Annotated in this window: 20 protein-coding genes; 16 read left to right on the plus strand and 4 right to left on the minus strand. The window is 39.3% G+C overall.

Translation table 11 applies throughout. The features are described from left to right. Nucleotides 1-42 precede the first annotated feature (42 nt). Nucleotides 43-735, minus strand: a complete 693-nt coding sequence (locus FHK89_RS09240; RefSeq protein WP_230659296.1) for an elongation factor P hydroxylase — start codon at nt 733-735, stop codon at nt 43-45. A gap of 517 nt (nt 736-1,252) precedes the next feature. Between FHK89_RS09240 and FHK89_RS09245 the strand changes: the two genes are divergently transcribed. The 6 genes from FHK89_RS09245 (at nt 1,253) to lysM (ending at nt 5,567) form a co-directional block, all read left to right on the plus strand. Next, nucleotides 1,253-1,822, plus strand: coding sequence for a YceD family protein (locus tag FHK89_RS09245; protein WP_230659298.1), 570 nt, complete (start codon nt 1,253-1,255; stop codon nt 1,820-1,822). A gap of 287 nt (nt 1,823-2,109) precedes the next feature. After that, entirely contained in the window at nt 2,110-2,292 is a 183-nt protein-coding gene (gene rpmF / locus FHK89_RS09250; RefSeq protein WP_230659300.1) for a 50S ribosomal protein L32, read from the plus strand. Between the two features lie 169 nt (nt 2,293-2,461). Further along, the gene (fabD, locus tag FHK89_RS09255; protein WP_230659302.1) at nt 2,462-3,448 is read left to right on the plus strand and encodes an ACP S-malonyltransferase; all 987 of its coding nucleotides are present in this window, start codon (nt 2,462-2,464) and stop codon (nt 3,446-3,448) included. Next, a complete protein-coding gene (gene fabG / locus FHK89_RS09260; RefSeq protein ID WP_230659512.1) occupies nt 3,439-4,173 on the plus strand; it encodes a 3-oxoacyl-ACP reductase FabG in 735 nt (244 codons plus the stop codon). The genes fabD and fabG overlap by 10 nt, the downstream gene beginning before the upstream one ends. Nucleotides 4,174-4,420: 247 nt before the next feature. Next, on the plus strand, nt 4,421-4,657 hold the full coding sequence (gene acpP, locus FHK89_RS09265) for an acyl carrier protein (protein ID WP_230659304.1): 237 nt from the start codon (nt 4,421-4,423) through the stop codon (nt 4,655-4,657). Nucleotides 4,658-5,057: 400 nt separating this feature from the next. Then, complete coding sequence (gene lysM / locus FHK89_RS09270) at nt 5,058-5,567, plus strand: peptidoglycan-binding protein LysM (protein ID WP_230659306.1); 510 nt, start codon at nt 5,058-5,060, stop codon at nt 5,565-5,567. Nucleotides 5,568-5,697: 130 nt separating this feature from the next. On the opposite strand, the gene queG is transcribed toward lysM, so the two are convergent. Continuing rightward, nucleotides 5,698-6,840, minus strand: a complete 1,143-nt coding sequence (gene queG, locus FHK89_RS09275) for a tRNA epoxyqueuosine(34) reductase QueG (RefSeq protein WP_230659308.1) — start codon at nt 6,838-6,840, stop codon at nt 5,698-5,700. Between the two features lie 153 nt (nt 6,841-6,993). Here queG and FHK89_RS09280 point away from each other — a divergent pair, with 153 nt between their 5' ends. Continuing rightward, entirely contained in the window at nt 6,994-8,757 is a 1,764-nt protein-coding gene (locus FHK89_RS09280; RefSeq protein WP_230659310.1) for an NAD(P)H-hydrate dehydratase, read from the plus strand. Between the two features lie 142 nt (nt 8,758-8,899). Here FHK89_RS09280 and FHK89_RS09285 read toward each other — a convergent pair whose 3' ends face one another. After that, nucleotides 8,900-9,337, minus strand: a complete 438-nt coding sequence (locus FHK89_RS09285) for a DUF4124 domain-containing protein (RefSeq protein WP_230659312.1) — start codon at nt 9,335-9,337, stop codon at nt 8,900-8,902. Between the two features lie 977 nt (nt 9,338-10,314). On the opposite strand from FHK89_RS09285, the gene FHK89_RS09290 reads away from it, so the two are divergent. From FHK89_RS09290 to FHK89_RS09325, 8 genes are all read left to right on the plus strand, one after another. Continuing rightward, on the plus strand, nt 10,315-12,030 hold the full coding sequence (locus tag FHK89_RS09290) for an acetolactate synthase 3 large subunit (protein WP_230659514.1): 1,716 nt from the start codon (nt 10,315-10,317) through the stop codon (nt 12,028-12,030). After that, nucleotides 12,030-12,524 carry an acetolactate synthase small subunit gene (gene ilvN, locus FHK89_RS09295; protein ID WP_230659318.1) on the plus strand — a complete coding sequence of 165 codons (495 nt, stop codon included), beginning with the start codon at nt 12,030-12,032 and terminating at the stop codon, nt 12,522-12,524. Before FHK89_RS09290 ends, ilvN begins: the two co-directional genes overlap by 1 nt. Nucleotides 12,525-12,589: 65 nt before the next feature. After that, nucleotides 12,590-13,606, plus strand: coding sequence for a ketol-acid reductoisomerase (ilvC, locus tag FHK89_RS09300; RefSeq protein ID WP_230659320.1), 1,017 nt, complete (start codon nt 12,590-12,592; stop codon nt 13,604-13,606). Nucleotides 13,607-13,940: 334 nt separating this feature from the next. Continuing rightward, the gene (locus FHK89_RS09305; RefSeq protein WP_230659322.1) at nt 13,941-14,378 is read left to right on the plus strand and encodes a hypothetical protein; all 438 of its coding nucleotides are present in this window, start codon (nt 13,941-13,943) and stop codon (nt 14,376-14,378) included. Nucleotides 14,379-14,589: 211 nt separating this feature from the next. Further along, nucleotides 14,590-14,802: a cold-shock protein gene (locus FHK89_RS09310; protein ID WP_230659324.1), complete on the plus strand. Its 213-nt coding sequence runs from the start codon at nt 14,590-14,592 to the stop codon at nt 14,800-14,802. A gap of 259 nt (nt 14,803-15,061) precedes the next feature. After that, nucleotides 15,062-15,634: a DUF421 domain-containing protein gene (locus FHK89_RS09315; RefSeq protein ID WP_230659326.1), complete on the plus strand. Its 573-nt coding sequence runs from the start codon at nt 15,062-15,064 to the stop codon at nt 15,632-15,634. A 344-nt stretch (nt 15,635-15,978) separates the two neighbouring features. Then, nucleotides 15,979-16,728, plus strand: coding sequence for an electron transfer flavoprotein subunit beta/FixA family protein (locus FHK89_RS09320; protein ID WP_230659328.1), 750 nt, complete (start codon nt 15,979-15,981; stop codon nt 16,726-16,728). Between the two features lie 239 nt (nt 16,729-16,967). Next, a complete protein-coding gene (locus FHK89_RS09325; RefSeq protein ID WP_230659330.1) occupies nt 16,968-17,900 on the plus strand; it encodes an electron transfer flavoprotein subunit alpha/FixB family protein in 933 nt (310 codons plus the stop codon). A 394-nt stretch (nt 17,901-18,294) separates the two neighbouring features. Here the strand turns inward: FHK89_RS09325 and FHK89_RS09330 are convergent, their stop codons facing one another. Beyond that, a complete protein-coding gene (locus tag FHK89_RS09330; protein WP_230659332.1) occupies nt 18,295-19,089 on the minus strand; it encodes a TrmH family RNA methyltransferase in 795 nt (264 codons plus the stop codon). A gap of 718 nt (nt 19,090-19,807) precedes the next feature. Here FHK89_RS09330 and tkt point away from each other — a divergent pair. Continuing rightward, complete coding sequence (tkt, locus tag FHK89_RS09335) at nt 19,808-21,808, plus strand: transketolase (protein ID WP_230659334.1); 2,001 nt, start codon at nt 19,808-19,810, stop codon at nt 21,806-21,808. The last annotated feature ends 257 nt before the right edge of the window (nt 21,809-22,065 follow it).

Below are 22,065 nucleotides of genomic sequence, written 5' to 3' on the forward strand. Positions count from 1 at the left end.
GTGGCAAAACTCCTGTGGCAGTAAGCTGCATTCGTTGCTATTTTAACTGCAAACTTTGTTGAGTGTATTAATTAATAATAAAGCATCTTTGGGTAGTAAGTCAGGTTTAAATAAATAATTTTGTATTTGTTGATGGACATCTTGATCAAATTGAGTGTCTTTTAGCGCAAATCTGGCTTCTAGATTGTCTTTAGAGGTATGAAAATTTTTTTTGCATGCCCAAGTTAATAGGCATTCAATGGCTTGTGGTTTGACTTCTACTTGTTCAAATATACGTTGTTGTTCTGGACTGCGACCATCAGGGGCATACCAATAGCCAAAATCTGCAAGTGTGCGTCTTTTTTTGCCAGCAATACTCCAGTGGCTAATTTCGTGTAAAGCACTACTAAAATAACCGTGAGCAAAGACAATTTGTGCTGGCGTCTCTATAGTAGCAGGAAAATACTCAGGTTCGGTATTACCCTTGACTAATTTTACGTTTTGCCAATGAAATAAATCATTAAAAACGTCAATGAGCCACTGTACTTGCTGAGCTTCTATTTTATTATTGCTTGTGCAAGTTTGCTCAGATGAAGTAGCAGTGTTAAAGTATTGGATATGCTGCCATTGCTGTTGCCATTGTCTTAGCTGCTTAGGACTTGGATAATGGCTTTGTATGTAATTTTGTTTTTGCTTATCTAGCATTTGTAATTTAGGTATTTTTTGACACTTAAAGTCTGTAAACTGAGGATTCATAAGGGTAGGCTTAACGACAGAAATGTTGCTGGTGCATAAATTGTATCATTATAGACAATATTAGCCAGATTGCTATGTTTGTCATTGATATGCCACTGTTTAGTTGTATATAAGAACCTGTATTCACAACCCATAATGGTGGCTTTTTGCCTAAAATAGACGTACTACGGCGTTAAATTTTGGGTTAAATAGAGTGACTATTCACCCCAAAATTTGCCTTGTATTACGCAATTTTAGTTTAAAACTCCCCTGATTTTGGATTATGAATACAGGTTCTAAGTTTTATTATTGGTTGATACCATCAGCGGTGTGTTTACTATTTTTCACAGCATCAGTATGGTGTTATCATGTTAAGCCTATATTATTACGACTTATGCAAAAACACGATGTTAGTTTGTAGGGTGCATTTTATGCATCTTTACCTTTGATTTAACTGTGCGTAAATGCACTCTACAACTGATTACAATCAAGTTGTAGCTATTAGCCTTTTTTATTAGCCAAAGTATTAGGATACTCTATGACATCACAAAATACACCACGTACTGTGAGTAATCCGTCTTTTCCTCAGTCTATTATTTTAGATAAATGGGAAGATGCTGGCTTTTCATGGGAAGGTGAGGTGACGCCAATGTTATTTCCACGTTTGCTGGAGCTTGTGGATACCAATCACCGCAAAACTGCAATAAACTTGTGCTGCAAATTAGAAAAACGAGATAATGTTACTTGGCTATCCATGTCATTTGATGGTGCGCTTTGGGTCATTTGTCAACGCTGCTTACAGCCACTTGATATCGAGCTGGATTATGAAGAGAAGCTGGCTTTGTTATATGATGAATCACAAAGTAGTTTATTAGATGATGAGATAGATTATGTGCTTTTAGATGAAGTTATTAGTACACAACAACATCAGCGATTATTGCCTTTAGCAGAGTTGGTGGAGGATGAGCTATTATTAAATGTACCTTTGTCTGCTAAACATGAAGATTGTGAGATGATGGTTGCGCAGGTGGGTGACATACCAGAAGATGAGGAATCGGATAATCCATTTGCAGTATTGGCAGGGCTAAAAGAACAGCTATCAGAGTAAATATATATCTAAGCTTATCTCAATGATAATTGTATGATGGGCTTTATTATTTTGCATTATGTGCGTATAATGGCACGTTTATTCAAATTAGATTGATTCTAGCGGTAAATGTAACCCTTGCTGGTGAGCTTTACTGCATGATTACGACAAAGTTGATTTTTTGCTACTCGATACTGATAAGTAGTGGCGGACGGCTTTGTGTAAGATATCAAATACGCACGCAACAATGCAAACAATGCACTATAGTAATATAATGCAACATTAAGCAAAAGCATAGGAGCTTTATCATGGCAGTTCAACAAAACCGTAAGAGCCGTTCACGTCGTGACATGCGTCGTTCACATCACCATATGAGCGTTGCAGAGCTGAGCGTAGACTCTACTACTGGTGAAAAACATCGTCGTCATCACATGACAAAAGATGGTTTTTATCGTGGTCGTCAGTTATTTAAAGTGAGTCAAGACGACTAAATTTGCCTATATGGTGAATTTATAAAGCCAAGGTATGTGTCTTAATGTTTACATTAGGGTACATCTCTTGGCTTTTATCGTTTAATGGCTTAAAGAAGTTAATACTTTAATAAATTAATGATTTGATTAGTAAACACTCATAGAGTGTGAGACATAAGGAAATGGAGTAATGCCAACCAAGCCAAGTAAATCATCGCATGTAGATATTGATGCAAATCAAAAGCAACGTATTGCATTGGTTTTTCCAGGTCAAGGCTCGCAGTCGGTGGGTATGCTTGCTGAATTAGCACCTGTCTATCCTGTGGTAGAGCAGACATTTGCCCAAGCCAGTGAAGCACTCGGATTTGATTTGTGGCAGATTTGCCAAGATGAAGAAAAGCTGGCAATGACACAGTATACACAGCCAGCGTTGTTAACTGCCAGTATGGCAATTTGGTATATTCTACGAGAGCAAACACAGATACAGCCGATGTTTTTGGCAGGTCATTCATTGGGTGAATACAGCGCCCTATGTGCTGCTGAAGCGTTAAGCCTTGCTGATGCTGTTACCTTGGTACATAAACGAGGGCAGTTTATGCAACAAGCAGTCGCTGGGATAGAGACAAAAATGGCGGCTGTATTAGGATTAGATGATAATCAAGTGGCGGTGGTGTGTGAGCAAGTGATGAGCTCAAATGATGATGCCTTAGTCAGCGCAGCGAATTTTAATAGTCCTGGTCAGGTTGTGGTTGCTGGTAATCGCATTGGCGTAGATGTATTGATTGAACAGATTCAATGTATGGGTAAAAAGGTTGTGCCACTCAAAGTCAGTGTTCCTTCTCATTGTGCACTGATGCAGCCTGCCAAAGAAGCATTGCAGCAGGCATTGGCAGAGGTAGAATTTAATACACCAAATATACCAGTGGTACAAAATCGTGATGCGACCATTCATAAGACCAAGCAAGACATAAAAAATGCCCTTATAGAACAAATCACTGATCCAGTACAGTGGCGACAGACGATGCATTTTTTGGCACAAAGACATGTGAACTTATTAATAGAGTGTGGTGCAGGCAATGTCTTAAGTAACTTGTCAAAACGACAAGATCCCCCAATTCCTAGCTATCCAACCGATAAACTTGCTCGACTTGATAAAATAATGGAGGTATTGGTATGAGTCGTACAATTACATTAGTGACAGGTGCTAGCCGTGGTATCGGTAAAGCAATCGCCAAGCGTTTTGCCAAAGAAGGACATTTTGTCATTGGTACGGCAACGACTGAAGCTGGCGCAGAAGCGATTGAAGAGTATTTACATGAAGCAGGTGGAATTGGTCGCATCTTAGATGTTACCGATCAGGCGCAAATTGATAAGTTATTTGAAGAGATTGAAAGTGTTTATGGTAGCGTGCAAGTACTGGTAAACAATGCTGGCATTACCAAAGACAGTTTGCTAATGCGCATGAAAGATGAAGTGTGGGATCAGGTAATTGATACCAATTTGACCTCAATTTATCGTATGAGTAAACGGGCAGTGCGTGGTATGATGAAGGCACGCCGAGGTCGTATTATTAATATTACTTCTGTTGTTGCTCAGATGGGTAATGCAGGACAAGCCAATTATGCTGCCACCAAAGCAGGTGTCGAAGGGTTTAGCCGTACTTTGGCTCGAGAAATTGGCACCCGTCAAGTAACCATCAATTGCGTCGCACCTGGTCTTATTGAGACAGACATGACAGATGAGCTAGATGAGCGTTTGTTAAACTCTATGTTAGATGCTGTACCTGTCGGTCGTTTAGGACAGCCAGAGGATGTGGCCGCAGCGGTTGCTTATTTGGCAAGCGATGAAGCCAGTTACGTGACAGGAGCTGTATTGCCTGTCAATGGTGGTATGTATATGTAGGTTGATAAATTACATATCAGCCATGGCTCATGGTCGGTAGTAATATTATTAAGCATACTGTGAACAAGTGTAAACTTGTCTTTTTAATTTTAAATTTGGTGTTATAATTATCGCGATTATTTTCTAGGGATAGATGCCTGAGCTTAGTTTAGCTTTTATGGGTAATACATCCATTACAAACATTTGGCAACTGTGGTAAATTAGCAGCCCGTCAAATGCTATTTAACGTATGATCATGGAGAACAAAATGAGTAATGATATTGAGTTGAAAGTAAAATCTGCAGTTGCAGAGCAATTGGATATTAGTGTAGAAGAGATCAGCAATGATGCTTCTTTTATGGAAGATTTGGGTGCAGATTCATTAGATTTAGTAGAGCTGGTGATGTCATTTGAAAATGACTTTGGTATCACCATTCCTGATGAAGATTCAGCTGAGTTGACTACAGTACAGCAAGCCATTGACTATGTAAAAGCTAAGTTGTAAATCCTTTAAAGAGGTTTGCTTTATCATAAGATACTATCAAAGTTGTTCAAAACTATTGATGTTATCTTATATTTTAGGCTCTCAACTTAGTTGGGAGCTTTTTTATGGTCAATGGTTTATTGATTGACGGCTGATGATGAAGCTGAGTATAAATTATAAAATATTTTTTAACAAAACTGCTTATCAAAGTCATCACAGTGAAACTAAAATATTGGTATATTATTGCTAGCTTTTGAATTATAAGCCAAATGATCATATCATTTATAATAAATAAAGTTGTGATTATAGAGCTTATTACTAATCAATTTAATGTGTTATAAATTACAGGTAATAAACTATAATTAGCTAATTTTGACTATCAGATTTAGAAAAATCCAATTATTAACTTAAGGAGTGTAATATGGGAATTTTTAGTTTTGCCAAAGATATTGGTGATAAAATTTTTAATAGAGATGACGAAAAGCATCAAGCCAATGTAGAAACAAAAGCTTCTGCTGATAAACCAGCAGCAAGTACTGAACCTTCTGCTCAGTCAGTGGCAAATTTGCTATTAGCTCGTATTCAACAGCAAAATTTAAATATCAAAGATTTAAAAGTAAAATACAACGGTACAACGGATACAGCTGAGATTAGTGGTAAAGCCAGCACACAAGCTGACCGTGAAAAAGCTATTATTGCTATTGGTAACGTACAACATGTTGCTAAAGTCATTGATAATATTGATATCGAAAATGATGCTCCTGAATCAACCATGTATACGGTAAAATCTGGTGATACCTTATCAAAAATTTCAGAAGATGTTTATGGTTCTGCCAATGAGTATATGAAAATCTTTGAAGCCAATAAGCCAATGTTGTCAGATCCTAATAAGATCTATCCTGGTCAAGTATTGCGTATCCCTAAGCCTTAAGTTGTATCAAATCCTAATTTGGCAGCGTTGTGCTAATTTAGGATAGATTTGACAAGTTAAAGTGGAAGGTATGATTATTGTTATTAAAGAAAAGGTATGATCTTTGGATCATGCCTTTTTTGTTTGGCTGTTAGCACAGTTTGCGTTTTTGTTCTGCAATCGCCCAGTGGATATGCTCATCTAACATATTACTGTGTCCCAAGCGGTTTTGTAGCGTAGTAATATTTTGTCTATCAGCCGTGGCATTGCCTAAACCAATGGCAACATTGCGCATAAAGTTAAGATATCCCGTACGTCTTAGGGGACTGCCTTCGGTGGACTTTAAAAACTGTGCTTCGTCCCACTGCCAAAGCTCGATAAGACGGATGCTATCTAGTCCATGACGTGGGGCAAAGTCATCAATGACAGCAAGTTTGGCATAGCGATTCCATGGACAAATAAGCTGACAGTCATCACAGCCAAAAACACGGTTGCCAATAGCACGGCGGTATTGCTCAGGAATGATGCCATCGTATTCGATGGTAAGATAAGAGATACAGGCATTGGCATTGAGCTTGTAAGGTGCAATGAATGCTTGGGTGGGGCAGATATTGATACATGCTTGGCAGCTACCACAATGCGGTGTGGTTGGCTCACCTTCAGGTAACTCTAAACTTAAAAAAAGTTCACCCAAAACAAAAAAAGACCCTGCTTGTTTATTCAGCAGTAACGTGTGTTTGCCTGTCCAGCCCAAACCGGCGGCATCTGCTAAAGGACGTTCAAAAATAGGCGCAGAGTCACTAAAAGGACGAAATACAAAGGGTGCTTCGGCATTGATTTGTAGATGTTGCCAGTGTGGTAGCATGGCCTCGATACGCTGTGCTAACTTTTTCAGACGTGAGCGCATGACTTTATGATAGTCACGACCACGAGCATAGCGCGCGATAATGGCATGATTGGGGCGGTCATTATCTTCAACTGTACGACGTTTTGGCGGAGTTTGTAGATAGTCCATACGCACACTAATGATACTGCGAGCACCTTCAACTAAGAGGGCAGGATTCGCACGTTTATCATGATTATTCTCTAAAAAGGTTAATTGACCATGATAGCCTTGCTCTAGCCATTGTTTTAGCCCTTGCATTTGTTTGGCAAACAAGGGGTTATGAACACTGACAACACCACAATCTGCAAAGCCAAGCTCAATGGCTTGCTTACGAATCCACGCGATGACATCGCTGGCAGTGTGAAAAGGGTTTATCTCTAAGTTGGCAGATGTATTAGCAAAAGGCATGATAGGCTGTGCAGTAGGGGCAATGGATTTGATTCTCGCAATGTAGCAGTATGATATGCTAGTTTTGACTCAATACCAATTTTAATATCAAAATTATTGTATTAATTGGTTTTATCTTCCATCAGACTTATTATAAAAGACTTAGGAGAAATCATGAATACTCTTAATAAAGATGAGCTATTATCCTATCAGCAGAGATTAGATATGACCGCAATCCCCTTATTTAGTAGTGAGCAAGTCTATAATCTTGAGTCACAATGGTTTGCAGCAGGAAATGATGACTTTGCTTTGATGCAACAAGCAGCATGGCAAGCGGCACATTGGTTGCAGTATCAATTTGATTCACAGATAGAAAAAAGCCAACGCCAAAGAAAAGCCAAACTTGCTATTATTTGGGTGGGAGCAGGGAATAATGGTGGTGATGGTTGGTTAATGGCACATTATTTAACCCAGTTTGGCTGGCAAGTACAAGTGGTGGCAGTGGCAGCTCCGAGCTCTAAACTGACAAAAAAAGCCAAAGCGGTATATTGCCAGAAGCAAGATGCAGATACTATTTTTAGTCTAGAAAATCTTAGTTTAGAAAACGATATATTGGCTCAAACTGGGCAGGCAAAAAAAGCCGATATACAAGATTTGCTATATCAACAGTGCCAACATTTATCAAGAGCAGAATCTATTATCCATATTGATGCATTATTTGGCATTGGGCTAGACCGTGTGCCTGCAGGTAATTACCAACAAGCGATTGAAACAATCAATCAAATGGCCACTCATCTTCGGGGAACTGTTGTGGCAGTGGATATTCCTAGTGGGCTGGTTGCCAGTACTGGACAAGTGTTTGAGTCTGTGGCGGTGCGAGCAGATTATACGCTGTGTATGCTGGCTCGTAAAGTTGGGCTGCATATCAAATCTGGACGTGATTATGCAGGTGAAGTCATTGATATTCCACTGATTCCTTATACCTATTATTATGCTCAGCAAGACAGCCAACAAACTGACCAAGTGACATCAGATGTACCATGTGCCTGGTTGCAGTCAGCAATACAACCATTTAACCCTCGTCAACATGACAGTCATAAAGGTAGTTATGGGCATGTGCTTATTATTGGAGGCAATTATGTCGATGGATCACAAGGCATGGGTGGTGCAGCTATTTTAGCTGCCAGTGCGGCATTAGCAGCAGGGGTGGGTAAGCTGACTGTGGCTTGCCATCAACAATTTCATGGGGCATTAATCACTGCTTTACCCAATGCAATGAGTATTGATCTGATGGATACGAAAGCAGTCAAAGCCATACTGTCACAGGTAGATGTGATGGCAATTGGTATGGGGCTAGGTCGTAACAATGCTAGTGAGAAATTATTTACTATCTATCTTGAAGCGGCTATTGCTGCTAAAAAAGATTTGTTGATAGATGCTGATGGGTTATATCATTTGGCATCACTGGCTCAAACTAAGAAACAGTCGTTGCGCAAAAAGTTCATGACACATATTCAGGCGCATGATGTTTATTTTACCCCACACAGTGGGGAAGCGGCTCGATTATTAGATTGTGAAGTAGCAGAGGTTGAGTCAGATCGTATCACTGCCATACAGCAGCTTGGCAAGCAGTGGGGTGGCAGTTGGCTATTAAAAGGGGCAGGTTCAATTGTATGGTCAGAAGAAGAATGTCATATTTGTGCCGCAGGTAATGCAGGTATGGCGACTGCGGGTATGGGTGATGTGTTATCAGGATTGGCAGCCGCGTTATTAGCACAGACAGATTTGCCTCAGTTACAACGTAGTTTGTTACAGGCGGTTATGGTACATGCTATTGCTGGTGATGAATTAGCCAGTCATGTTGGGCACAGAGGTGTACAAGCCAAAGATATGGCAGACTTTATCTCTCAAGTAATGAGTACATCAAATAATTTTTAAGATAAATCAAAAAAACAATAGCAGTCAATTAATTATATGGTAAACATTGCTATCAGACCCTTATTTGAATTCAAGATGAATTTAATTAAAAGGGCTGAGAGCAGTGTTTGGTTTGCTGGTATATTTTTTAGATGCTCTAATTTTAGGTGCTTTGACCTGAGCAATATTGTTGCAGAGCCTTTTGTACAGTCTCACGGCGCAGCTCTATTTCACGATTATCTAAATATTTACGGTTACCTTGATCATCTTTTTCATAGACTCGTTCACCTGTTGAAAGATTGGTTAAATTAGTACGTAGATTTTGACAGCGTTGTGCAAGATCCTGTTCTTCTTTTGCTCGAAGTTTGGCTTCTAGCTCAGCATTACGTTGTTCAAGTTCTGATTGTTCAGTTGAGGCATTGGCATCGGTTTGTCCTGACATTTGTCCTGCATCTACAGTACGCCCATCTGGACGTAATTCCATGACAATGACATCAGTCGCATCTTGTGGTGGAGTTTGTGAGTATTTCTGTTCACCAAATGCACCAACAGATTTATAAATGGTCACGGCATTTGCAGCAGGTAAAATGCTGCTGCTCATTAGAGCACAAAGACATAGCAAAGCGGATCGACGTTGGATACGAGATATTATGACAGTTTTCATGAATATAGGCTCAAGTTTATTTGTAGTTTAATGGTCGTTTATTAATGGGATAGTAACATATTTATAAAACTGATGGCGACAGTTGATGTTAGAAGTATCATAAAATTTTTTGCTGTCATTACTATGATAAACTATCTGAGTAAGGATAAAGTTTAGAATTTAATGAGTCTTGATAATATTTCGGTAGATTGATAACAGATAGTTATTGTTAATGCATGGTTTTTTTACTTGACAACTTGTCCTAAACCACCGAATATAAAGGCTGATTGGTCAGTCAGTGCTACCTATCATAGTAGTATTGATTTGAAAGGAGATGACAATCATCACTTACCTGTGTTGATTTATATGCCCTTTCTTTGTGATAATTCCTTGATTTTAAAGGGTATTTATTAATAATATTCTTTTAAGATTTAAAGGTATTTTGGACTTATCGGTCTACAATGACTTAGCTACCATAATGTGAATGTCAGCTGCTTGAGCTATCAAAAATAGCAAATCAGCTTCCTTTCTGAATGTTCACTTGTCAGTGAAAGATGCTTTATCGTCATTGTTTTCTCAAGATTTTTCTAAGTCCTATACACAACTTGCATTTATTAACTCTCCAATCAAAGATAGTGGAGTGTCGTTTTTTTATTGGTGTTGCCATCAGTTTTTAATAGTATATTGAGTCAAAAATACCACCACTGGTATGTTGTTGATACAAGTAACAAGTAACTGGCAATCAATATCAATACGGTATTTGCTATCTTAATTTTTTTAATTGGTTAGTACAATTTTGTCCAACCACTATATAGGTGATGACAGTGACACAAACAACCCAAAGCCCAAATATGACTGGGCATACCCAAACCGCTGATGCGGCAGCAAACTTTGATAAAAAGCGAGCGGATCTTGAGGGTGAAAATAAAACAGTGATGCTCTCTGGGGCAGAGATGTTAGTACAATCACTGATAGACGAAGGGGTTAAATACCTTTTTGGCTACCCAGGTGGTGCTGTATTACACATTTATGATGCTTTATTTAAACAAGATGAGATTGAGCATATATTAGTACGACATGAGCAAGCAGCAGGTCATATGGCGGATGCTTATTCTCGGCGCACTGGTAAAACAGGTGTGGTATTAGCCACTTCTGGTCCTGGTGCAACCAATACAGTCACAGCGATAGCTACCGCATTTATGGATTCTATTCCTATGGTGGTGATATCAGGTCAGGTGCCAAGTAATTTAATTGGCGATGATGCCTTCCAAGAGACAGATATGGTTGGGGTATCTCGTCCTATTGTCAAACATAGTTTTCAGGTGCGTCATGCTTCTGATATACCAACCATTATCAAAAAAGCCTTTTATATTGCTCAGTCTGGTCGACCAGGTCCTGTGGTCATTGATGTGCCAAAAGATACCACTGCGCCTCATGAAAAGTTTGCTTACGAGTATCCTGAATCTATCAATATTCGTTCTTATCAGCCTTCATTTAAGGGGCATGGTGGACAGATTAAAAAGGCGATTGAGACCATTTTATCAGCGAAACGACCAATTTTGTATGCTGGTGGAGGAGTGATATTAGCAAATGCAAGTGCTGAGTTAACAGAATTTGCGCATCGTTTGAATTTGCCAGTTACCAATACTTTGATGGGGCTAGGCAGCTTTCCGGGTTCGGATAGACAATTTGTTGGTATGCTTGGTATGCACGGTACGTATGAAGCCAATATGACCATGCACCATGCCGATGTGATTATTGCTGTTGGAGCACGTTTTGATGACCGTGTGACCAACAATGTGAAGAAATTTTGTCCAAATGCAACCATTGTGCATATTGATATTGATCCTGCAACCATCTCGAAGATTATTACAGCACATATTCCTATTGTGGGTGATGTAAAATCAGTCTTGACTGAGATATTAGAGGTGATTAAAGAGGGTGATAAACAGCTTGATCAACCCGCATTATTAGATTGGTGGTCACAGATTAATGAATGGCGCAATCGCCATGGTCTACGCTATGACACCAGCACCGAACATGGTATGAAGCCTCAGCATGTGATTGAAACTTTATACAAGCTAACCAATGGTAAAGCCATTATTACCAGTGATGTGGGACAGCATCAGATGTTTGCTGCATTGTATTATAAATATGATGAGCCACGGCAATGGTTAAATTCAGGTGGCTTGGGTACCATGGGTGTGGGCTTACCTTACGCCATGGCAGCCAAACTGGTTGAGCCGGAGCGTGATGTGGTATGTATTACTGGTGAAGGCTCTATACAGATGAATATTCAAGAGTTATCGACTTGTTTCCAGTATGATTTACCTGTGAAGATTTTGAACTTGAATAATGCTCAGTTGGGTATGGTAAAACAGTGGCAAGACATGCTATATGAAGGTCGTCATGCGCATTCTTATATGGAGTCTCTACCAGATTTTGTAAAACTAGCAGAGAGTTATGGACATAAAGGGGTCAAGATTACTGATCCTGATAAATTAGAAGAACAGCTAGCTCAAGCATTAGCAATGAAAGATAAGCTGGTATTTATTGATGTTTATGTGGATCGTAATGAACATGTTTACCCCATGCAGGTAGCAGGTCAGTCGATGCGTGATATGTGGTTAGCCAAAGGGGAGCGTACCTAATGCAACAACATCTTATCTCCGTACTTTTAGAAAACGAAGCGGGCTCATTGTCACGAGTGGTTGGGCTGTTCTCTCAGCGTGGTTATAATATTGAGTCTCTCAATGTTGCGCCTACTGAAGATAAAACCATTTCTCGGTTGACTTTAACAACCAACACCACCACAGACAAAATTGAGCAAATTACTAAGCATTTGCATAAGCTGATTGAAGTGGTCAAAGTGAGCAATCTATCAGATAATGCCCACGTAGAGCGTGAAATGATGCTGATTAAAGTGCGTGCCACAGGCAATGTGCGTGAAGAGATCAAACGTAATGCAGATATATTTCGTGCTCAGATAGTGGATGTCACTGCAAACTTGTATACTATCCAAATTGTGGGTGATGCAGAAAAGCTTGATGGGTTTATTGATGTCATCGGGCGGGATCGTGTATTAGAAGTTGTGCGCTCAGGTGTTATCGGTATTTTGCGTGGTGAGCGTACGTTGAGCGTTTAAATTTTGCAATGTTTTGCAAAAATTTATTTTAAATTAAAATTTTATTTAATTAAAAGGATACAGTAATGAATGTTTATTATGATAAAGATTGTGACTTGTCAGTAATTCAAGGTAAAAAAGTTGCTATTATTGGTTATGGTTCACAAGGTCATGCACACGCATTAAACCTAAAAGACTCAGGTGTTGAGGTGATTGTTGGTTTGCGTAAAGATTCAGGCTCATGGAAAAAAGCAGAAAATGCAGGGCTAACAGTTGCAGAAGTTGCCGATGCGGTGAAATCAGCCGATGTAGTGATGATTTTGACCCCAGATGAATTCCAAAAAGCGCTATATGAAGATGTGATTGAGCCAAATATTAAAGAAGGTGCGACCCTTGCTTTTGCGCATGGTTTTGCGATTCACTACAACCAAGTTGTACCTCGTAGTGACCTAGATGTGATTATGGTTGCGCCAAAAGCACCAGGTCATACTGTACGCTCTGAGTTTACCAAAGGTGGTGGTATTCCAGATTTGATCGCAATATATCAAGATGCTTCTGGTCAAGCCAAACAAGTGGCATTGTCGTATGCCGCTGGTGTGGGTGGTGGTCGTTCAGGTATCATCGAAACCACATTCAAAGATGAAACTGAAACGGATCTATTTGGTGAGCAAGCGGTACTATGTGGTGGCGCAGTTGAGCTGGTTAAAATGGGCTTTGAAACCTTGGTTGAAGCAGGTTATGCACCAGAGATGGCATATTTTGAGTGCTTACATGAGCTAAAACTGATTGTTGATTTGATGTATGAAGGTGGTATTGCTGATATGAACTACTCAATCAGTAATAATGCTGAATATGGTGAATATGTGACAGGTCCTGAAGTGATCAATGAAGAGTCTCGTGCTGCCATGCGTCATGCGCTAAAACGTATTCAGTCTGGTGAATATGCGAAGATGTTTATTGCTGAAGGTGCGAGCAACTATCCTTCAATGACAGCACGTCGTCGTAACAATGCTGCTCATGATATCGAAAAAACGGGTGCTAAACTACGTGCCATGATGCCTTGGATTGGCGGCAACAAAATCATTGATAAAGAAAAGAACTAAGATAGAGCGTGGTTTGTAGGTAAAATAAAGCAGTTTATAAGGATATCATGATCTATTTGAATATTTGATAAATTGCTAACAAAGCTCCAAGGTAGACTATCTTGGGGCTTTGTTATTTTTACAATTATCAAGTAGCTTGAAAGCCTATTTTGCTAGCCCCACATATTTTAGACAGTTATATTATCGTTAAATATTATAGACGTTAAATATTTTTCGTTGTGAATGTAGCTGTCAATATTGGCTTAACAGGGTGAGTGTTTAACCGACCCTATAAATACGCTTTAACTATTAATCAATTATTAATCTTCATTACTAAACTAACAGGTTGTATGCTGTGTTATCTTCTATATCAGATTGGCTAACTTCACAAAATATTTATGTGGCTTTGAGTGCGATCATTGCTGTATTAATTTGGTGTGAAGCTGAGATGCTCAAAAAGACAGAAGGCAAGCTGCCAGAGTCTAAATTTTTTCATATTAGCTCAGTGTTAGATACAGGTTGGTTTTTTGTCTCACTTTGGGTCTTGTTTACATTAAAAGTACAAGCATTGGCCTTAGCGGTGCCTGTTGCCTATGCTATCTATACTGTATTTGGCTGGATATATGGGACACGTTTGCTACGTCGTAAAGGGTTGCCAGATTCGCCAGAGGATCTTGTGGTTCCTATGCGTTATGTGGCTTACAGCCAGTCTTTTTCTCTAATCTTCTTTTCATTATGTTTGCTGGTATTGGCGGCTCCTTGGTTACCCATTGAGCAACTTAATGTCACTTAACTTATGGAAGTTTGCATTATTATTGTAACGTTTACAAAACATCTGTAATTAATATAGGATATTTTGGGAAAAGCTGTTATAATTTCTACAGAAGTTTGGTTAACTCTTTAAAAAATTGCATATTTTTAACTTTTGTTTGAAATTGTTTTTGATTGGAAAAAGAGTAAACAAAACTCTGTTAACCCAAAAATTAGTATTTGTAGGATAAGTTATGTCAGATCGTGTTCAAGGCACTGTTAAGTGGTTCAACGAAGCAAAAGGTTTTGGTTTCATCGCACAAGACGATGGTGGACAAGATGTATTTGCTCATTATAGCGCTATTCAAGGTAGTGGTTTCAAAACCCTAGCTGAAGGTCAAAAAGTTTCATTTGTACTAGGTCAAGGCCAAAAAGGTCCACAAGCCGAACAAATCGAGCCAGTATAACCTTTTTAGCTCACTATTTTATACTTCAAGTATAAACTTGATATTTAAAAAATAAGCTAAAAATATATTATAATTATAATAATAAAAAGCAACCTAACTTAGGTTGCTTTTTGCGTTTATGGCAGCTTATATTTTGGGATAGAGTTATGTTCTAAGTGTCTATTTACTTTCTTTTGTACAGATACTTACAGCATGGAATATTAAATTATTTTATATTATTTTTTATCATTTAAATAAATAATTATAGGGGTAAGTAGCAATGGATTGGAGTGCTTGGTTGGGTATGGATTGGCAACAAGTCGTGATGATTTTTATTTCGGCTTTGGGTGTCTATGTAGGACTTATGTTTTATACACGGCTAATGGGACTACGCAGCTTCTCTAAGTTATCAAGTCATGATTTTGCTATGACAGTGGGTGTGGGTAGTATTCTTGCATCTACGGTACTTTCAAAAGATCCATCATTGTTACAAGGCTTGGTGGCAATGGCATGTTTGTTTATTTTTCAGGCGGTGGTGTCAATGTTGCGCCGTAAAGTCAAACCTATTAAAAAATTGGTTGATAATCAAGCCATTATACTAATGGCCCATGGAGAGTATATTGCTGAAAATCTAAAAAAAGCCAATCTTGCCAAAAGTGACATACAAGAAGTGCTCAGAAAAAATGGTTTAAAAAATCCTGCCCAAGTATTTGCTGTGGTGATGGAAACCACAGGTGATATGAGTGTTATTAAACAAGATGATCAAGCACCCGATATGCAAATGTCGCTGTTTGATGATATTCGTGATTATGAAATTTTGTTAAAAGATAAGCCGATAAAAAACAGATCCTAAAACCATAAATATAAATAACATTACTAAGATAGATCCAAAATTTTATAACATGGATTATTTTTGTAACAAAAATGATTTTTTACAAAAAATCAATGACGCAACATTCACGGCTATAACTTGACCTCATTACAACACTACATCAATATAAATCTGCTAAAATTTTAACCTATTTACTATTTGGTAGCCTTTGGCAGATTGCTATAATGATTGTAATGATGGATATCAGATAGAAGTTATTTATGTAGTAAAGCACAATTAAAAGCGCAATGAAGAGGTGCAGTTTTGCTTTGGTAGTTGGCTGATAATTGAGTTCCATTAAACTTATAAAAATTAATGAGGAATATATGAAAGCATTAGTTGCTGTGAAGCGTGTAATTGATTATAACGTTAAAGTTCGTGTTAAAGCTGATAACTCTGGAGTAGATCTTAGCAACACAAAAATGTCTATCAACCCTTTTTGTGAGATTGCTGTTGAAGAGGCAGTACGTCTAAAAGAAGCAGGTGTGATTGATGAGATTATTGTGGCAACAATTGGTCCTAAAGAAGCGCAAGAACAAATTCGTGCTGCACTGGCATTGGGAGCAGATCGTGGCGTATTAGTACAAACTGATGAAAAAGCGTATCCTCTACAAGTTGCTAAAATTTTAAAAGGCATTGCTGAGCAAGAAGGTACTGAGGTTATCTTGCTAGGTAAACAAGCCATTGATGATGACAATAACCAAACAGGTCAGATGTTGGCGGCACTCATGGGCGTTGGTCAAGCGACATTTGCTTCAGAAGTAACCATTGAAGGTGGTAAAGCGACTGTCAAACGTGAAATTGATGGTGGATTGCAAACTGTGGCACTGGATTTGCCAGCCGTCATCACTACTGATTTGCGCTTAAATGAACCACGCTTTGCTAAGTTACCTAACATTATGAAAGCGAAGAAAAAACCATTGGACGAAAAAACGCCTGCTGACTTTGGTGTGGATATGAGCTCAAAACAAGAAATCTTGAAAGTTGAGCCACCTGCACAGCGTTCTGCTGGTGTGAAGGTTGCCTCAGTTGATGAACTGATTGACAAACTAAAAAATGAAGCCAAAGTTATTTAATTTTTTAGTTATTTAATTTTAGCTATTTAGTTTTAGCGATTTGAGTTTCTGTGATTTAGTTGAGAGTAATTTTGTAGCTTAAAGATTTTATAGTTTAAGGTCAGCAAACTTATGACTCATATTAAATCATTAAATCGGTTTATATATTAATTTGGATAGGTTGGGTGTGTTGATATCCATGTTAAGGGCGTTGATGACATCAATTTATCCAGTGATAACAAAATATTAAGGATATAAAAATGGCAATTTTAGTATATGCAGAACATGATAATAACAGCTTGAAAAGTGCTACTTTAAATACGGTTGCTGCTGCTGCACAAATGGGTGGTGACATACATGTATTGGTAGCTGGTTTTAGCTGCCAAGCTGCCGCAGATGCTGCCGCTAAAGTAGAAGGTGTTAGCAAAGTATTACTCGCTGATAATGCTGCTTATGAAAACCAGTTGGCAGAAAATATCGCTTTGTTGGTCAAAGATTTGGCAGCAAATTATGATCATATCGTTGCACCTGCAACCACCAATGGTAAAAACTTTATGCCTCGTGTGGCAGCATTGCTTGATGTCAGCATGGTGTCGGATATTACCAAAGTCATTGATGCCAATACGTTTGAGCGTCCCATTTATGCAGGTAATGCCACTGCGACAGTAAAAACTTCTGAAGATAAAGTACTGGTTACTGTGCGTACTACAGCTTTTGATGCGGTGGCAGCAGAAGGTGGCAGTGCTACAGTTGAAGCCATAGATAATGTACAAGATGCTGGTAAGTCTAGTTTTGTAAGTGAAGAGTTGGCTGCTTCAGACCGTCCAGAGTTGACTTCTGCAAATATCGTTGTCTCTGGTGGTCGTGCCTTGGCAAATGGTGAAAATTTTACCAAATATATTGAGCCATTGGCGGACAAACTAGGTGCTGCTGTTGGTGCATCACGTGCTGCTGTTGATGCAGGTTATGTCGCCAATGATTTACAGGTTGGTCAGACAGGTAAAATCGTTGCGCCTCAGTTATATATCGCGGCAGGTATCTCAGGTGCTATTCAGCATTTGGCAGGTATGAAAGACTCTAAAGTCATCGTTGCCATTAACAACGACCCTGATGCACCGATTGCAAGTGTTGCAGATTATTTCTTAGAAGCTGATTTGTTTGATGCATTGCCAGAGCTTACCAGCAAACTGTAATTGCTAGTTAATTGGCTAACTCATCGTTAATTGACCAATAGTTTGTAGCGCAGACAGCATAGAAAAAGCCCTCAATAAAGATATTGGGGGCTTTTTTATGGGTGAGCTTATATAGGGGTTTTAAGAACCTGTATTCATAATCCAAAATCAGGGGAGTTTTAAACTAAAATTGCGTAATACAAGGCAAATTTTGGGGCGAATAGTCACTCTATTTAACCCAAAATTTAACGCCGTAGTACGTCTATTTTAGGCAAAAAGCCACCATTATGGGTTGTGAATACAGGTTCTAAGATATAGTCAGCGAAATTATAAAATGGTACAAGGCAGGCGAGTGCAGATAGTATGGTTGTACAGCAAAAGAGCTTAACACCGTAACAGTTATCAAGTTCGTTGACTATAAATGTGCATATTGGCGTTGACGCAGTGTTTCATAAAGGCATAATGCTCCTGCAATGGCAACATTTAGGCTTTCTTGTCCATTGGGTTGTGGTAGGGCAATGGGGGTGGCAGTTTGCATTAACTCATCACATACGCCTTGTCCTTCATGCCCTAATACCCAAGCCACAGGTGTGGTCAAATCTTGTTGATAAATCAAAGTATCCGTATGTGAGCTGGTGGCTAATAGCGGTACACGCACGTTAGCAAGGATATCGTCTACACTAAGTCCCTCAAAAATCTGTAAGCTAAACTGTGCGCCCATACCTGCACGTAGCGTTTTGGGTGACCATACTTGCGCTGTTGCTGTGGTACACAAGACGGTAGAGATACCAACGGCAGCCGCGGTGCGTAGTAATGTGCCTACATTGCCACTATCTTGTATATCATTGAGAATTAAGCAGTCACTATCTATGCCTTTTATATCATCTAGCACGGGGCAAGGGATATCCATGATTGCCATGATATCAATGCCATTACCTAAGTTGCTAATGCTACGATACAGCTTATCACTCAGCATGGTTATCGGCATTGCTGCTGGCATCAGTGATAAAAGCTGTGCTACCTCAGGGTGGCTGTAAGCAGACTGGGCTACCAGAACTTGTGCTAAGGGGGTATTGCTACGCAGAGCAGCATCAATTAAATGTGTCCCTTCTAGCACTGTTTGTGCCTGTTTTTTACGTTGACGAGATTGGGTTAATAAAGCGTTGGCAAGTTTAACGGTTGGGTTTTTGTCAGAAGTGATTCGTTCCATAAACATTGGTTCTCAGGATGTTGCTTATAAAGTTAAGAAGCGAAGATAAAAGAAGAAGTTAGACAACAAATTAAATTAAAATAAGATAGAAAGCTAAATTAACCTAGCCATAAAAATATAAATAAAATGACTGGGCAAATATACAGCTAGACACTTAAACGACGCTGTCAGGGTTTGGCAATTATGATACTATTAGCGATAAATTTTTAGCGTCTAATTTTAGAACCTGTATTCACAACCCATAATGGTGGCTTTTTGCCTAAAATAGATGTACTACGGCGTTAAATTTTGGGTTAAATAGAGTGACTATTCGCCCCAAAATTTGCCTTGTATTACGCAATTTTAGTTTAAAACTCCCCTGATTTTGGATTATGAATACAGGTTCTTATAAGGATAGAGTTTAGCATATTTGCCGTATTTGAGGGTTGTGACTAAAATTTGTGTCTATAACTTGAGGATAGGCTTGCTTAAGTTTTAGCTAACCCTAATATAATTCATGTTTTTTAACTATTTAAATTTAACTATTAATTACGCCACTCTCAACTTATAAGACCCCCTCCTAACCTCCCCCTTAGAAAGGGAGAGGAACTGGTTTTTAAGTCCTCCCCTTACTTCAAGGGGAGGGTATGGGAGGGGTCATATATGATTTTATAAAATAAAGTTGAGAGTGGGGTATTAATTATTTTTATACTTTTAACCAGCCATTATAGGATATGTCATGTCAACGCCAATCCATGAACGTAAGCTAGCCAACGCCATCCGTGTTTTATCGTTTGATGCGGTTCAAAAAGCCAACTCAGGTCACCCTGGTGCACCTATGGGTATGGCAGATATTGCCGAAGTTTTATGGCGTAAATTTTTAAAACACAACCCTGCTGACCCCAACTGGCATAACCGAGACCGCTTTGTATTATCTAATGGTCATGGCTCAATGCTTATTTATGCGTTGCTACATTTGTCAGGTTATGATGTCAGTGTTGATGACCTTAAAAACTTCCGTCAACTGCATTCAAAAACTCCTGGTCACCCAGAGTATGGCTATACATCAGGTATTGAAACCACCACAGGGCCTCTAGGGCAGGGTATTGCCAATGCGGTGGGTTTTGCCATTGCTGAGAAGACTTTAGCGGCACAATTTAACCGTGAAGGTCATAATATCATTGATCATCATACCTATGCATTTTTGGGTGATGGCTGCTTGATGGAAGGCATCAGTCATGAAGTTTGTTCATTGGCAGGTACGCTTGGGCTAGGTAAATTGGTTTTCTTTTATGATGACAATGGTATTTCAATTGATGGTGAAGTTGAAGGTTGGTTTACCGATGATACTCAAGCCCGTTTTGAAAGCTACGGCTGGCATGTACAAAAAGTTGATGGACATGATACTGATGCCATCACTGAAGCGACGCAAAATGCCATTGATGAGAAAGCCAAACCAAGCTTAATTATCTGTAAAACCATCATTGGTGTGGGTAGCCCCAACAAACAAGGCAAATCATCAAGCCATGGTGCGCCACTTGGCGATGATGAAATCGCTTTGACCCGTACGGAGCTTGCTTGGAAACATGCCCCCTTTGAATTAGATGAGGAGATATATCAAGCATGGGACGGGAAAACCAAAGGTGAGGTATTACAAAAAAATTGGCAGGCCGATTTTGCTGCGTACAAAAAAGCCTACCCTGAGCTTGCCGAAGAGCTATTACGTCGCCTAAATGGTGAGCTTCCCAGTGACTTTGCTAGTAAAGCCCAAGCCTATATTGAGCAGTGTCAAGCAGAAGGTGCTGATGTGGCTAGTCGTAAAGCCAGTCAAAATGCGATTAATACGTTGCAGCCTTTATTGCCAGAGCTTATCGGGGGCTCAGCAGATTTGGCAGGCTCAAATTTGACCTTGTTTAAAGATGCCAAAGGTATCCAAGATGATGCTTCAGGTAATTATATATTTTATGGAGTGCGTGAGTTTGGTATGACTGCCATTGCCAATGGTATCGCATTGCATGGTGGTTTTATCCCTTATGTCGCCACCTTCCTGATGTTTATGGAATATGCTCGCAATGCGGTACGTATGGGGGCATTGATGAAGCAACGTGTGATTCATGTTTATACTCATGATTCTATTGGATTGGGTGAAGATGGTCCTACGCATCAGCCAGTAGAGCAGTTATCTAGTCTACGTAGCACGCCAAACTTACACACATGGCGTCCATGTGATACAGTCGAATCGGCAACAGCTTGGGTTGAGTCGATTAAATCAGCTCATACGCCATCAGCATTGATATTTAGCCGTCAAGGTTTGCCACATCAAGCTCGTGATAATGAGCAAGTGGCTAATATCGCCAAAGGTGGCTATGTGTTAGCAAAAGAGCAGGGTGAGCTACAAGCGATAATTATTGCCACAGGCTCAGAAGTTGGTCTAGCCATGCAAGCGTATGAGACGTTAAGCGAGCAAGGCGTTGGCGTACGTGTGGTCTCAATGCCATGTTGTGAAGTATTTGCGGCTCAAGACAGCAGTTATCGTGAATCGGTATTACCAAGTAATATAAGAGCTCGTGTCGCTGTAGAAGCGGCTCATGTTGATTACTGGTATAAATTTGTTGGCTTAGATGGCAAAGTCATCGGTATGACCACTTATGGTGAGTCTGCCCCTGCCAGTGAGCTGTTTAAGCATTTTGGTATTACTAGCGATGCTGTGGTTGAGGCGGTAAAGGAGTTGGTTAAATAAAACTAACTGAGTCAACTTTTAGCAAATACGAAAAGAGTTGCTAACTAGTCTAGCAGCTCTTTTTTTGTTGAGAGTAGTATTATTTTGATACCCTCTATAATTAATGATCTACAAAACAGCTACAGTATTGCCATCGTTTGCTGCCTAACTATATAGTATTTGCTCTCAGTCACCTTGTGTCTGTTTTACTATATATTTGAATATATTGCATAGTTTAATGAGTCGAGAAGAGTAGTTGTTATAATCATGATTTAAGC

The organism is Psychrobacter sp. I-STPA10 (genome assembly GCF_021012795.1).
Classification (GTDB): domain Bacteria; phylum Pseudomonadota; class Gammaproteobacteria; order Pseudomonadales; family Moraxellaceae; genus Psychrobacter.

What these genes read in the sequence shown, in the direction of transcription:
- acpP (WP_230659304.1), top strand. Translation starts at nt 4,421, where the DNA reads ATGAGTAATGATATTGAGTTGAAAGTAAAATCTGCAGTTGCAGAGCAA.
- FHK89_RS09310 (WP_230659324.1), top strand. Translation starts at nt 14,590, where the DNA reads ATGTCAGATCGTGTTCAAGGCACTGTTAAGTGGTTCAACGAAGCAAAA.
- FHK89_RS09320 (WP_230659328.1), top strand. Translation starts at nt 15,979, where the DNA reads ATGAAAGCATTAGTTGCTGTGAAGCGTGTAATTGATTATAACGTTAAA.
- tkt (WP_230659334.1), top strand. Translation starts at nt 19,808, where the DNA reads ATGTCAACGCCAATCCATGAACGTAAGCTAGCCAACGCCATCCGTGTT.
- ilvN (WP_230659318.1), top strand. Translation starts at nt 12,030, where the DNA reads ATGCAACAACATCTTATCTCCGTACTTTTAGAAAACGAAGCGGGCTCA.
- FHK89_RS09245 (WP_230659298.1), top strand. Translation starts at nt 1,253, where the DNA reads ATGACATCACAAAATACACCACGTACTGTGAGTAATCCGTCTTTTCCT.
- fabD (WP_230659302.1), top strand. Translation starts at nt 2,462, where the DNA reads ATGCCAACCAAGCCAAGTAAATCATCGCATGTAGATATTGATGCAAAT.
- rpmF (WP_230659300.1), top strand. Translation starts at nt 2,110, where the DNA reads ATGGCAGTTCAACAAAACCGTAAGAGCCGTTCACGTCGTGACATGCGT.
- lysM (WP_230659306.1), top strand. Translation starts at nt 5,058, where the DNA reads ATGGGAATTTTTAGTTTTGCCAAAGATATTGGTGATAAAATTTTTAAT.
- FHK89_RS09280 (WP_230659310.1), top strand. Translation starts at nt 6,994, where the DNA reads ATGAATACTCTTAATAAAGATGAGCTATTATCCTATCAGCAGAGATTA.
- ilvC (WP_230659320.1), top strand. Translation starts at nt 12,590, where the DNA reads ATGAATGTTTATTATGATAAAGATTGTGACTTGTCAGTAATTCAAGGT.
- FHK89_RS09285 (WP_230659312.1), bottom strand. Translation starts at nt 9,337, where the DNA reads ATGAGCAGCAGCATTTTACCTGCTGCAAATGCCGTGACCATTTATAAA.
- FHK89_RS09325 (WP_230659330.1), top strand. Translation starts at nt 16,968, where the DNA reads ATGGCAATTTTAGTATATGCAGAACATGATAATAACAGCTTGAAAAGT.
- FHK89_RS09315 (WP_230659326.1), top strand. Translation starts at nt 15,062, where the DNA reads ATGGATTGGAGTGCTTGGTTGGGTATGGATTGGCAACAAGTCGTGATG.
- queG (WP_230659308.1), bottom strand. Translation starts at nt 6,840, where the DNA reads ATGCCTTTTGCTAATACATCTGCCAACTTAGAGATAAACCCTTTTCAC.
- FHK89_RS09290 (WP_230659514.1), top strand. Translation starts at nt 10,315, where the DNA reads ATGCTCTCTGGGGCAGAGATGTTAGTACAATCACTGATAGACGAAGGG.
- FHK89_RS09330 (WP_230659332.1), bottom strand. Translation starts at nt 19,089, where the DNA reads ATGGAACGAATCACTTCTGACAAAAACCCAACCGTTAAACTTGCCAAC.
- FHK89_RS09240 (WP_230659296.1), bottom strand. Translation starts at nt 735, where the DNA reads ATGAATCCTCAGTTTACAGACTTTAAGTGTCAAAAAATACCTAAATTA.